At 72.4% G+C, this 12,178-nt stretch carries 10 protein-coding genes; 6 read left to right on the top strand and 4 right to left on the bottom strand.

The features are described from left to right. Positions 1-95 precede the first annotated feature (95 nt). The 4 genes from ACI3EY_RS04210 to ACI3EY_RS04225 are packed head-to-tail and all read left to right on the top strand — an operon-like array spanning position 96 to position 3,461. Positions 96-1,214 carry a 3-isopropylmalate dehydrogenase gene (locus tag ACI3EY_RS04210; protein ID WP_405035886.1) on the top strand — a complete coding sequence of 373 codons (1,119 nt, stop codon included), beginning with the start codon at positions 96-98 and terminating at the stop codon, positions 1,212-1,214. Next, entirely contained in the window at positions 1,211-2,374 is a 1,164-nt protein-coding gene (gene alr, locus ACI3EY_RS04215) for an alanine racemase (RefSeq protein ID WP_405035887.1), read from the top strand. Before ACI3EY_RS04210 ends, alr begins: the two co-directional genes overlap by 4 nt. After that, the gene (gene tsaE / locus ACI3EY_RS04220; protein WP_405035888.1) at positions 2,371-2,871 is read left to right on the top strand and encodes a tRNA (adenosine(37)-N6)-threonylcarbamoyltransferase complex ATPase subunit type 1 TsaE; all 501 of its coding nucleotides are present in this window, start codon (positions 2,371-2,373) and stop codon (positions 2,869-2,871) included. The genes alr and tsaE overlap by 4 nt, the downstream gene beginning before the upstream one ends. Continuing rightward, positions 2,868-3,461, top strand: coding sequence for an arsenate reductase/protein-tyrosine-phosphatase family protein (locus ACI3EY_RS04225; RefSeq protein WP_405039513.1), 594 nt, complete (start codon positions 2,868-2,870; stop codon positions 3,459-3,461). The genes tsaE and ACI3EY_RS04225 overlap by 4 nt, the downstream gene beginning before the upstream one ends. On the opposite strand, the gene ACI3EY_RS04230 is transcribed toward ACI3EY_RS04225, so the two are convergent. Further along, complete coding sequence (locus ACI3EY_RS04230) at positions 3,436-3,789, bottom strand: S24/S26 family peptidase (RefSeq protein WP_405039514.1); 354 nt, start codon at positions 3,787-3,789, stop codon at positions 3,436-3,438. The two genes, ACI3EY_RS04225 and ACI3EY_RS04230, sit on opposite strands and share 26 nt — an antisense overlap. 159 nt (positions 3,790-3,948) lie before the next feature. On the opposite strand from ACI3EY_RS04230, the gene ACI3EY_RS04235 reads away from it, so the two are divergent. Together ACI3EY_RS04235 and pheA are read left to right on the top strand one after the other, a co-directional pair. Continuing rightward, entirely contained in the window at positions 3,949-5,502 is a 1,554-nt protein-coding gene (locus ACI3EY_RS04235; RefSeq protein WP_405039515.1) for a sugar transferase, read from the top strand. 28 nt (positions 5,503-5,530) lie between these two features. Beyond that, entirely contained in the window at positions 5,531-6,457 is a 927-nt protein-coding gene (pheA, locus tag ACI3EY_RS04240; protein ID WP_405035892.1) for a prephenate dehydratase, read from the top strand. Between the two features lie 20 nt (positions 6,458-6,477). On the opposite strand, the gene ACI3EY_RS04245 is transcribed toward pheA, so the two are convergent. The 3 genes from ACI3EY_RS04245 to ACI3EY_RS04255 are packed head-to-tail and all read right to left on the bottom strand — an operon-like array spanning position 6,478 to position 12,076. Beyond that, complete coding sequence (locus ACI3EY_RS04245) at positions 6,478-7,143, bottom strand: GDSL-type esterase/lipase family protein (protein WP_405035893.1); 666 nt, start codon at positions 7,141-7,143, stop codon at positions 6,478-6,480. After that, positions 7,140-8,195: a GNAT family N-acetyltransferase gene (locus ACI3EY_RS04250; protein WP_405035894.1), complete on the bottom strand. Its 1,056-nt coding sequence runs from the start codon at positions 8,193-8,195 to the stop codon at positions 7,140-7,142. Before ACI3EY_RS04250 ends, ACI3EY_RS04245 begins: the two co-directional genes overlap by 4 nt. After that, a complete protein-coding gene (locus tag ACI3EY_RS04255; protein WP_405039516.1) occupies positions 8,192-12,076 on the bottom strand; it encodes a multifunctional oxoglutarate decarboxylase/oxoglutarate dehydrogenase thiamine pyrophosphate-binding subunit/dihydrolipoyllysine-residue succinyltransferase subunit in 3,885 nt (1,294 codons plus the stop codon). The genes ACI3EY_RS04250 and ACI3EY_RS04255 overlap by 4 nt, the downstream gene beginning before the upstream one ends. Between the last annotated feature and the right edge of the window lie 102 nt (positions 12,077-12,178).

Here is a 12,178-nt window from a genome sequence, read left to right on the forward strand (position 1 = left end):
GGTCGGCCCCTTCCTTCTGCCGGCGGTGGGTGAGAGACAATGCGGTCACTGTAATCCCCGACATTGACGCCACGTCACGGAGGTCCCTTCAGATCATGCGCTCCCACACCCTTGCCGTGCTCCCCGGGGACGGCGTCGGGCCCGAGGTCACCGAGGCCGCCCTGACCGTGCTCGACGCCGCCCAGGAGCGGTTCGGCTTCAGCACGGCGCGCACCGAGGTCCCGCTCGGAGCTGAGCACTACCTGCGCACCGGCGAGCTGCTCACCGAGCAGATGGTCGCCGAGCTGCGGACCCACGACGCCATCCTGTTCGGCGCGATCGGCAGCCCCGACGTCACCCCCGGGGTGCTCGAGCGCGGCATCATCCTGGCGCTGCGCGGCGCCATGCGGCAGGCCATCAACCTGCGCCCGGTGCGCCTCTACCCCGGGGTGCCCACCCCGATCGCCGGGCTCACGCCGGAGCGCTGCGACCTGGTGATCGTGCGGGAGAACACCGAGGGCGCCTACGTGGCCCAGGGCAGCACCGTGCACCGCGGGACCACCTCGCGGGTGGCGGTCCAGGAGTCGATCAACACCTGGTTCGCGGTGGAGCGCGCCGTCGACTTCGCCTACCGCCTGGCCGCCCAGCGGCGCGGCCGGCTGACCCTGTGCCACAAGACCAACGTGCTGGTGGAGGCGGGTGCGCTCTGGGTCGACGTGATGAAGGCCGTGGGGGAGCGCTACCCCGACGTGGAGACCGACTACGTGCACGTGGACGCCATGTGCATGCACCTGCCGGTCAGCCCGGAGCGCTTCGACGTCGTGGTGACCGACAACCTCTTCGGCGACATCGTCACCGACCTCGGCGCCGTGCTCCAGGGCGGTCTCGGGGTGGCGGCCAGCGGCAACCTGCACCTGGACGGCCAGGCCCCCAGCATGTTCGAGCCGATCCACGGGTCGGCGCCGGACATCGCCGGGCGCGGCTGGGCCAACCCGGCCGGGGCCTGCCTGTCCCTGGCGCTGATGCTGGGCCACCTCGGCGAGGGCGAGGCCGCCGCCGCCGTCGAGTCCGCCACCGCGGGCGTGCTGGCAGGTATGCCGGCGCTCGCCGGGGAGGGGATGGGTGCCAGCACCCGGGAGCTGGGGGAGCGTATCGCCGGCTCCGTGCGGGAGGGCGGTGCCCCGGTCGTGGAGAACAGCCTGATGAGCCAGCTCGCGCGGGTGATGTCTGCGTGAGGGACCTCTGGCCCGCCGCGGCCAGCATCGACCTGGACGCGATCGCCCACAACGTGCGGGTGCTGCGCGAGCGGGCCGGTGGCGCCGCCCTGATGGCGGTGGTCAAGGCCGACGCCTACGGGCACGGTCTGGTGCCGGCCGCCCGCGCGGCGCTGGCCGGGGGCGCGAGCGTGCTGGGCGTGGCGCAGCCCACCGAGGCACTGGCCCTGCGGGAGGCGGGGGTCGAGGCGCCGGTGCTGTGCTGGCTGGTGCCGCACGGGGCCGACCTCACCCCGCTGGTCGCCGCCGATGTGCAGGTCGCCGCCGCCGCCCCCTGGGTGCTGGACGCCCTGGTCACCGCGTCCCGGGCGGCCGGACGCCCGGCGGTGACCCAGCTGAAGGCGGACACCGGGCTGGCCCGCAACGGTGCCTACGCCCTCCCGCTCGCGGCAGGAGGCGCCACGGACTGGTCCGACCTGGTGACCCACGCGGCCCGGCTGGAGTCCACCGGCCTGCTCGAGGTGGTGGGCCTCTTCTCCCACCTGGCGCGCGCCGACGAGCCCGGGCACCCCTCGGTGCGGGCCCAGCAGGACGCCTTCGCCGCTGCCGTGGACGAGGCGGAGCGGGCCGGCCTGCGCCCGGCGGTCCGGCACCTGAGCAACTCCGCCGCCACCCTCACCGAGCCGACCGCCGTGTGGGACATGGTGCGCCCAGGGCTCGCGGTCTACGGGCTGTCGCCGGTCCCGCAGCTGGCCAGCGCGGCCGAGCTCGGGCTGCGTCCCGCGATGCGGGTGACCGCGACGGTGGCGCTCGCCAAGCGGATCCGGGCCGGGCAGGGCGTCTCCTACGGGCACACCTACGCGCCCCGGCAGGAGAGCACGGTGATCGACGTCCCCCTGGGGTATGCCGACGGCATACCCCGGCACGCGTCCGGGGTGGCGCCGGTGCAGGTGCATGGGCGCAGGTTCACCCTCTCCGGTCGGGTCTGCATGGACCAGGTGGTGGTGGACGTGGGCGACCTGGAGGTCGCGGCCGGTGACCAGGTCGTGCTCTTCGGCGCCGGGGACGACAGGGAGCCCACGGCGCAGGACTGGGCCGAAGCCGTCGGCACCATCAGCTACGAGATCGTCACCCGGTTCGGGCCGCGGGTCCCCCGGGTGTACCAGGGGGTGGGGGCATGAGCGCGGATGCGTCGGGCGTGCGGCTGGAGGTGGCCACGGCGGAGGCCGCGCAGGACCTCGGGCGTGCCCTGGCCGGCCTGCTGCGGGCCGGTGACCTGGTGGTCCTCACCGGCGACCTGGGTGCCGGCAAGACCACGCTGACCCAGGGGCTCGGCGAGGGCCTGGGGGTGCGCGGCCCGATCACCTCACCGACCTTCGTGATCGCGCGGGTCCACCCCGGCCTGAGCGGCGGACCCGCGCTGGTGCACGTGGACGCCTACCGGCTCGGGGGGGTGGAGGAGCTCGACGACCTCGACCTGGACGCCTCGCTGGAGGAGTCGGTGACGGTGGTCGAGTGGGGTGAGGGGTTGGCCGAGACGCTGGCGGCGGACCGGCTGGAGCTGGTGCTGCGCCGTTCCGCGAGCCAGGACGAGCACGACCAGGTGCGCACGGTCCTGCTACGTGGTGTGGGTCCCCGGTGGGCGGGGGTGCCCCTGGACCGGCTGGGGTCGTCGTGAGCACGCCCGTCGTCCTGGTCGTGTGCACCGGGAACGTGTGCCGCTCGCCCCTGCTGGAGAGGGTGTTGCAGGACCGGTTCGACAGCGCGGCGGGACCAGGCTCGGTGCGGGTCCGGTCCGCCGGGACCGCAGCCCTGGTGGGCAGCGGGATGGACGTCCGCTCGGCTGCCCTGCTGGGCGACCTGGGCGGTGGTCCCGCGGGTGACTTCACCGCACGCCGGCTCTCCGCGGGGATGGTCCAGGAGGCGGCCCTGGTGCTGACGGCGGCCCGGGAGCACCGCGCGGACGTGGTCCGCCTCGATCCCCGGGCGCTGCGCCGCACGTTCACGGTGCGCGAGTTCGCGGCCCTGCTGCGGCACGTGCCGGCCGAGGAGCTCCCCTCCTGGGAGGACCCGGGCGCTGCCCTGCGGCAGCTGACCGAAGGGGCGCGGGGCGCCCGTGGCGCGCTGCTGACCGGTGGACCGCTCGACCTGGACATCGTGGACCCGTACCGGCGGGGCGACGAGGTGTACGTCCAGGTGCGGGACCAGGTCCGGGCCGCCCTGGGCCCGCTGGAGCGGGCGCTCAGCGGCGGGGCCGCAACCAGCTGAGCCGTCTGCCGCGGGCGGGCAGCCGGAGCACGGCCACGGCCAGCAGCGCCCCCGCGGGGAGAGCGCCCAGCTCCGTCGAGTCGGTGCCGACGCCGTCCGAGGTCACCCACCACGAGCCGTCGGGGAGCACGTGGTCCAGGCGCTTCACCGCCAGCGGGCGGGGGCCGTGCGCCGCGGGGGGCAGCCGCACCACCACCACGTCGCCGGTCCGGGGGTGGACGCCGTGCAGCACCAGGAGCCGGTCACCCGCGCGCAGGGTGGGGAGCATGGAGGCACCGCTGACCCGGGCCAGACCGATCTGCGGGGGAAAAGAACGGGTCAGGGACACCCCGGAAGCCTAAAAGATGTATCTCTCCCCAAAACACCTCATCCGGAAGGGTGGACGGGAGCCCTCCCGTGCCTTACTGTGAAGTAAGTAAAGAAATGGTAAGGAACTTCGGCTCGTGGGGCGGGCACACAGTTCCTTCTGGGACAGATGGGACATTCCGTGACCGCGTTGACCAACGCTTCCGCCGACAAGTTGCTCAACCAGAGCCACACGTCGTCCGTCGCACACGCCTACCCGCAGTTCGTCATGCCGGAGGGGATGGGGGCCGGCACCGACCGGATCGGTGTCGGCAGGATGCCGCACCGCGCCCGTCGGTACTTGTCAGGGTACCTGCGGACCGTGCGCATCCTCGACCTCGTCGCCGTGTCGCTGGCGGTGCTGGCGGCCTACGTCAGCCGCTTCGGCACCGATCCGGCCGTGCTGGGGACCTTGCAGATCCGGTACGAGTACCTGGCGGTCGCCTTCGTCGCCTTCTGGATGATGGCGTTGCACCTGCAGAACTCCTACGACGGACGGCTGGTGGGGCACGGCGTCCAGGAGTACCGGCAGGTATTCCAGGCCTCGTTGTGGCTCTTCGTGCTGCTCGCGATCGTCGGGTATGCCTTCCAGCTGGAGTTCGCCCGCGGTTTCGTGCTGCTGGCCTTCCCGCTCGGCACGCTGCTGCTGCTGCAGTCCCGATGGATCGCCCGCCGGTGGCTGGTCCGTCAGCGCCAGCGTGGCCTGCTCTCGGACCGGGTGCTGCTGGTCGGTGACTACGACCACGTCACCAACCTGGTGACCGCGCTGCGCCGCTCCCCGGACGCCGGCTACAACGTCCTCGGCGCCTGTGTGGACAACGCCGGCGCAGAGATCCCCGGGGTGCCGGTCCTGGGCCCGGAGTCCGACGTGCTCATCCAGGCGATGAAGCTCGACGTCGACGTGGTGGCCGTCTCCTCCTCCGCCGGCCTGGGCGGCACCGGGCTGCGCCGGCTCGGCTGGGCCCTGGAGTCCACCGACATCGACCTGGTCGTGGCACCGGGGATCATGGACGTCGCCGGACCGCGGGTGCTCACCCGGCCGGTGCAGGGGCTGCCCCTCATCCACGTCGAGGCGCCGACCTTCGACGGCCCGCAGCGGATCGCCAAGAGCATCAGCGACCGCTTCGGTGCCCTGGTCATCACGCTGCTGCTGGCCCCGGTGCTGATCGGGGTGGCCATCGCGGTCCGCCTCGAGGACGGTGGCCCGGTCCTGTTCCGGCAGACCCGGGTGGGCCGGGACGGCCGCAGCTTCGGGATGTTCAAGTTCCGCAGCATGGTGACCGACGCCGAGGACCGGCTCCCCGAGCTGGCGTCGGTGAACGACGGGGCCGGCCCGCTGTTCAAGCTGCGGGACGACCCGCGGGTCACCCGGGTGGGCGCGGTCATCCGCAAGTTCTCCCTCGACGAGCTGCCCCAGCTCCTCAACGTCGTCCGCGGCGAGATGAGCCTGGTGGGCCCCCGTCCGCCGCTGCCCCGTGAGGTCGCCGAGTACGAGACCGACACCCGTCGCCGCCTGCTGGTCCGGCCGGGGATGACCGGCCTCTGGCAGATCAGCGGCCGCAGCGACCTGGCCTGGGACGAGGCCGTCCGGCTCGACCTCTACTACGTGGAGAACTGGACGCCGATCTTGGACCTGATGATCCTGTGGCGCACCGCGATGGTCGTGCTCAACCCCGAGAAGAGCGGCGCCTACTGACCCGCTGGTGCCGGATAGGGTGCCAGGCGTGAGCACCCGCATCGCCTACCTCGGCCCCGAGGGCACCTTCACCGAGCAGGCCGTCCGGCAGTGGGACGCCGACCAGCGGCACACCACCTGGCCGGCACCGACCGTCCCGGCGGCGATCGCCGCCCTGCGGGACGGCACGGCGGACATCGCCGTCGTCCCGTTCGAGAACTCGGTGGAGGGGTCCGTGCCGGCCACCCTGGCCGCCCTCACCGACGACCCGAGCGTCCGGATCGTCGAGGAGGTGCTGGTCGAGGTCCAGTTCAGCCTGCTGACGAGGCCCGGCGTCCGGCTCGAGGACGTGCGGGTGGTGGCCACCCACCCGCACGCGGCTGCGCAGACCAGGGACTGGCTGGCGGCCGAGCTGCCCGCGGCCACGCTGGTCCCGGAGTCCTCGACGGCCCGGGCCGCCCAGGCCGTGGCCCAGGGCTCCTACGACGCGGCCGTGGCGGCCCCCCGGGCGGCCGGGGCCTACGGACTGGAGGCGGTCGCCGAGCGGATCGCCGACCGGGCCGGGGCGATGACCCGTTTCGTGGTGCTCCGCGACGGCGCCCCGGTGCCGCCACCGACCGGCGCGGACCGGACCACCCTGGTGGCGCTGATCTGGCAGAACCGCCCCGGTGCCCTGCTGGAGCTGCTGGAGCAGTTCGCGGTGCGGGGCATCGACCTCACGCGCCTGGAGTCCCGGCCCACCGGCGAGGGGCTGGGGGAGTACTGCTTCTGGATCGACGCGGACGCGCACCTGGACGAGCCGCGGATGGCCGAGGCGTTGCTCGGACTCCGACGCACCTGCCGTGACGTGCGCTTCCTCGGGTCCTACCCGCGGGCGGACGGCCGGGTCCCGGCCGTGCCGCTGCACGCCGACGAACAGGCCTACGAGGAGGCGGGCGCCTGGTTGGCCGGGCTCGCCCGACCGACCCGCGGCTGACGCGGGTCAGCAGGTCGGCGTCAGAGCCGCAGCCAGGGGGCCCAGCCGCCGTTCAGGACCAGCCAGGCGATGAGCCCGTAGCCGGCCTGGCCGGGGTGCACGGTGTCCCCGGCAGCCAGGTCCGACTGCCACTGGTCGTGGCTGAGCAGCGGGGCGAAACAGTCGACGAAGGGCACGTCGCGGCGGGCGCACACGTCGGCCTGCGCCGCGGCCAGCACCCGCAGCTGCTCGTTGACCTCGCTGTCCAGCGTCGGGGTGGGCCCCACCACGAAGGTGGAGATGCCGGTGGAGCTGGCCTCGTCCAGGACGTTGGCCAGGTTCAGCCGGGAGCGCGCCGTGGTGATCCCCTGGGCCACGTCCTCACCCCCGACACCGACGACGAGGCGCCGTTCCGACCGACCCTCCCAGCGCGCCGGGCACTCGGTGCGCCAGCGGGTCATCACGTCCGCGGAGCTGGCCCCGCGCACCCCCAGGTTGTATGCCGTGAGGTCGGCCCCCGCCGCGGCGACGTCGCTGCGGCCCACCACCCGGCTGACCCAGCCCAGGGCCTTGGGGTCGCCGTAGCCGGAGATGAAGCCGTCCCCGATGAAGCACAGACCCACGTCGCGGGGTCCGTCGCCTGCCTGGAAGTCCGCGCTGGGCGTGTACTCCAGCTCGACCCGGTCCTCCCGTACGTCGCTGCTCACTGCTGCTCGTCCTTGTCCTCGTCGTGCAGGTCACGGTGCCACGACTGGGTCTCGTACCGGGTCTCCCAGCCGAGCGAGCGGTAGAGGCCGTCCGCCCCGGTGGGGGAGACGGCGTCCACCTCGAGCGCGACCCCGGAGCGTCCCCGGACCGCGGCGTCGGTGATCACCGTGCGGAGCAGGGCCTTGGCCACCCCGCGGCCCCGGGCCCGACGGTGCACGCCGATGTAGTCGATGTAGGAGCTGTCGGGGGCGGCCAGGCCGTCATCGCCGACGCTGCCCCTGCTGATCGAGGCGATGACCGCCCCGGCGGGCTCGCCGTCGACGGTCGCCAGCCACCAGTGGTCCCAGCGGTGCCCCGGGTCCTCACGGAGCCGGGACAGGAACTCGTCGAAGGTCTCCCGGTAGGAGTTGAAGTGGTCGGCGAACGACTCCTCGAGCACCAGGTGCACCGAGCGCAGGTCGTCCTCGTGCGGCATACCGGCGCCGCCGTCCTGGCGGACACGGAAGATCTCCACGCCCTCCTTCAGGGTCGGGGGGGTGGCGTCCGCCTCCGGGTCGGTGGGGCGGTTCATCTGCCACCAGTCGCGCACGTGCTCGTACCCGTCGGCCCGCAACCACCGCTGCTGGCGCGGGTCGTCGGCGAACGCCCCGGAGTCCAGCTGGGTCTGCGTCATCCCCCGGTCCGCGAGGATCTCCCTTCCCAGGGTCCGCACCCGGGCGTACGCCCAGGCGGCCAACGGGTCGGCCACGTCGTCCTCCAGGTCGGGATCGACCGTGACGCCCACCAGGATCCGGCCGGCCGCCCGGTCGTGCAGGCTGATCCAGACCCGGACCTGGCCCTGCGCGTCCCGCGCCATCTCGTGGCGGTGGGTGCTCGCCCCGCGCCCGCTGACCTCGGCGGCCACCGAGTCGGACTGGGCGCCGGGCCAGCCGCGCGCCTCGAGCTCGTGCCGCCGCAGCAGACGCACCAGGTCGTCGATGTCCTCGTCCCCCGGCACCGAGGCGGTGAAGCCCGCGGGCAGGGACGGCTGGGGTGTCGTCGCGCCGGTCATGCGCGCGCGGAGAAGGCCTCGTCGTGCAGCGCGGCCTGCTCGACCGCGTGCACCTTGGCCGACCCGGTGGCCGGGGCCGCCGAGGCCGGTCTGCTGGCGACCCGCAACGGACGTTCCTCCCCGTGCCGGCGCAGCTCGTCGGGCAGGTTCAGCGCCATGAACGGCCAGGCACCCTGGTTCTTCGGCTCGTTCTGGACCCACACCAGCTCGGCGTTCGGGTAGCTGGTGGTGATGTCGGCCAGCTGCTTGCCGGGGATCGGGTAGAGCTGCTCGACCCGGACGATCGCGGTGCGCTCGTCCTCCCGGGTGGACCGCTCGTCCTCGAGGTCGTGCACCAGCTTGCTGGAGGCGATCAGGACGCGCTCCACCTTGTCGCGGTCCAGCTCGGCCCGGTCCGCCAGGACCGGCTCGAAGGTGCCCTCGGTGAAGTCCTGCGGTGCGCTGGCCGCGGCCTTGAGCCGGAGCATGGCCTTCGGGGTGAAGACCACCAGCGGACGGCGGGGCCGGGCGGTGGCGTGCTGGCGCAGCAGGTGGAAGTAGGAGGCCGGGGTCGAGGGGTAGGCGACCATCATGTTGTCCTCGGCGCACAGCTGCAGGTAGCGCTCGATGCGGGCGGAGGAGTGGTCCGGTCCCTGGCCCTCGTAGCCGTGCGGCAGCAGCAGCACGACCGAGCTGCGCTGGTCCCACTTCTGCTCCGAGGAGCTGATGAACTCGTCGACGATGATCTGCGCGCCGTTGGCGAAGTCGCCGAACTGCGCCTCCCAGAGCACCAGCGCGTCCGTCTTCTCCACCGAGTAGCCGTACTCGAAGCCGACGGCGGCGAACTCCGAGAGCAGCGAGTCGTAGATCTCGAACGGGGCCTGGTCCTCCGACAGGTGGTGCAGCGGGGTCCAGTTGTGCGCCGCCTTGTTGTCGGTGAGGACGGCGTGCCGCTGGACGAAGGTGCCGCGTCGGCTGTCCTGGCCGTTGAGGCGCACCGGTGTGCCCTCCATCACCAGCGAGCCGAAGGCGATCAGCTCTCCCATCGCCCAGTCGATGCCGCCGTCGCGGGTCATCGCCTTGCGCGAGGCCATCAGCTTGGCCAGCTTGGGGTGCACGACGAAGCCCTCGGGCGGGGTGTCGAAGGCGTCGCCGATGGCGTGCAGCACGCCTTCGCTGATCGCCGTCGGCCGGGGCCGGGTGGCCTGGTCGCCCTCGTCCTGGGCGTGCGGGCGCTCCAGGCCCTGGGTGCCGTCTCCCTCGCGCAGCGCCTTCTTGGTCTCGGTGAAGACGTTCTCCAGCTGGCGCTGGTAGTCGCGCAGCGCCGCCTCGGCCTCGTCGACGGAGATGTCGCCACGACCGATGAGGGACTCGGTGTAGAGCTTGCGGACCGAGCGCTTGGCCTCGATCAGGTCGTACATCAGCGGCTGCGTCATCGAGGGGTCGTCGCCCTCGTTGTGGCCCCGGCGGCGGTAGCAGACCATGTCGATGACGACGTCCTTGCCGAACTTCTGCCGGAACTCGTAGGACACCTCGGCGACCCGGGCCACGGCCTCGGGGTCGTCGCCGTTGACGTGGAACACCGGCGCCTGCACGGTCCGCGCCAGGTCGGTGCAGTAGACCGAGGAGCGCGAGTGCTGCGGCGCGGTGGTGAACCCGACCTGGTTGTTGATGACGACGTGCAGCGTCCCGCCGGTCCGGTATGCCGGGAGCTGGGACATCTGGATCGTCTCCAGCACCACCCCCTGGCCGGCGAAGGCCGCATCCCCGTGCAGCAGCACCGGGAGCACCGAGTACGGGTCCTGGCCGGTCTCCCGGCTGAGCCGGTCCTGCTTGGCGCGGGTGATGCCCTCCAGGACCGGGTTGACGGCCTCCAGGTGGGAGGGGTTCGCGGCCAGGTAGACGCGGGTGGTCTTGCCGTCCTCGGTGGTGAACTCACCCTCGGTGCCCAGGTGGTACTTCACGTCGCCGGAGCCCTGCACCGACCCCGGGGCGTGCTTGCCCTCGAACTCGCGGAAGATCTGGCCGTAGGACTTGCCGGCCAGGTTGGCCAGCACGTTCAGTCGGCCGCGGTGCGGCATACCGATGGTGACCTCGGTGAGCCCGTCGTCCGCGGCCCGGTTGAGCACCTTGTCCAGCAGCGCGATGACCGACTCGCCGCCCTCCAGGCTGAACCGCTTCTGGCCGACGAACTTGGTCTGCAGGAAGGTCTCGAAGGCCTCCGCCGCGTTCAGCCGCCGCAGGATGCGCAGCTGCTCGGCCGGGGCCGGCTTCTCGAAGGGGACCTCGAGCTTCTTCTGGAACCACTCCCGCTGCTCGGGGTCCTGGATGTGCATGTACTCCACCCCGACGGTGCGGCAGTAGGAGTCGCGCAGGATGCCGAGGATGCGGCGCAGGCTGAGCCGGGGCTTGCCGCCGAAGCCCCCGGTGGGGACCTCCCGGTCCAGGTCCCAGAGGGTCAGCCCGTGGTTCTCGATGGCGAGGTCGGGATGCCGGCGCTGCCGGTACTCCAACGGGTCGGTGTCCGCCATCAGGTGGCCGCGGACCCGGTAGGCGTGGATCAGCTCCTGGATCCGGCTCGGCTTGGAGATGTCGTCGTCGTGGGTCGCCGAGATGTCCGGGGCCCAGCGGATGGGCTCGTAGGGGATCCGCAGCGAGGTGAAGATGTCGTCGTAGAAGCCGTCGTCACCCAGCAGCAGGCCGTGCATGATCTTGAGGAACTCACCGGACTGCGCGCCCTGGATGATCCGGTGGTCGTAGGTCGAGGTGAGCGTGAGGATCTTGCTGACGCCGTTGTCGAGCAACCGCTCGGTGGCGGCGCCCTGCCACTCGGCCGGGTAGTCCAGCGCACCCACCCCGACGATGGTGCCCTGGCCCTTCATCAGCCGCGGGACCGAGTGGAGGGTCCCGATGCCACCGGGGTTCGTCAGGCTGATGGTGGTGCCCTGGAAGTCCTCGATCGTCAGCTTGTTGTCCCGGGCCTTGCGCACGATCTTCTCGTAGGCGGTCCAGAACTCGTAGAACGTCATCTCCTCGGCGCTCTTGATGCTCGGCACCAGGAGCTGCCGGGTCCCGTCCGGCTTGGGGACGTCGATGGCCAGACCGAGGTTGATGTGCGCCGGCTCCACCAGCATGGGCTTGCCGCCCTCGGTGGCGAACCCGTTGTTCATCGCGGGCATCGTCCGCAGCGCCCGGATCATCGCGTAGCCGATGACGTGGGTGAAGCTCACCTTGCCGCCACGGCTGCGGGAGAGGTGGTTGTTGATCACCGTGCGGTTGTCGATCAGCAACTTGGCCGGCAGGTTGCGGGCGCTGGTCGCGGTCGGGACCTCCAGCGAGGACTCCATGTTGGTCACCACCCGGGCCACCGCACCCTTGAGCGGCTTCAGGGTGACCTCGGACTGCGGTCCTGCGGACTTGGGGGCGGGGGCCTCGCGTGCCATGGGTGTCGCCTTGCTGTCCTTCTCGCCGTCCTTCTTCTCCTGCGTGCCCTTCTCGGTGTCCGCCCGGGTCGTGTCCTGCTCCTGCGCTGCGGGCTCGGCCTTCGGCTCGGTCTTCTTCGCCGGTGCCGGGTCGGCCTTCGCCGTCGTCGTCGCGGCGGCGCCGGACGTCTTCCGGGGCGGCGCCGGCGCCACCTTGGCGGTGCGGGGGGCGGGACCGGGTGCGGCGCCCGGGTCGTCGCTCGGTCCGCTGCTCACGGCCGGGTCCGCACCCGACCCGCCGGACGTGCCGCCACCGCTGCCCCCGGAGCCGTTGCTGCTCGGCGTCCCTTGCTCGAAGTACCGACGCCAGGCAGGGTCGACCGACCCCGGATCCTGGTCGAACTGCTCACGCTTCTCCTCGACGAGCCATTCGTTGGCTCCGAAGTCGGTCGTGGTGTCGCTGCTCTGCGGGTTGGCCACGGAGTTTGCGCCTTCTCTCAACGTCTGGGGGCTGCCGCGCACGGCACTCGGTGCACGTGCGCCACCAGCCTATCGTCCCGGGCCTCGACACGCGCGAGGCGG

Source organism: Serinicoccus shuyuelongi (genome assembly GCF_045032955.1).
Classification (GTDB): domain Bacteria; phylum Actinomycetota; class Actinomycetes; order Actinomycetales; family Dermatophilaceae; genus Ornithinicoccus.

Coding starts and splice junctions, on each gene's coding strand:
- ACI3EY_RS04210 (WP_405035886.1), top strand. CDS start 96: ATGCGCTCCCACACCCTTGCCGTGCTCCCCGGGGACGGCGTCGGGCCC.
- tsaE (WP_405035888.1), top strand. CDS start 2,371: ATGAGCGCGGATGCGTCGGGCGTGCGGCTGGAGGTGGCCACGGCGGAG.
- ACI3EY_RS04250 (WP_405035894.1), bottom strand. CDS start 8,195: ATGACCGGCGCGACGACACCCCAGCCGTCCCTGCCCGCGGGCTTCACC.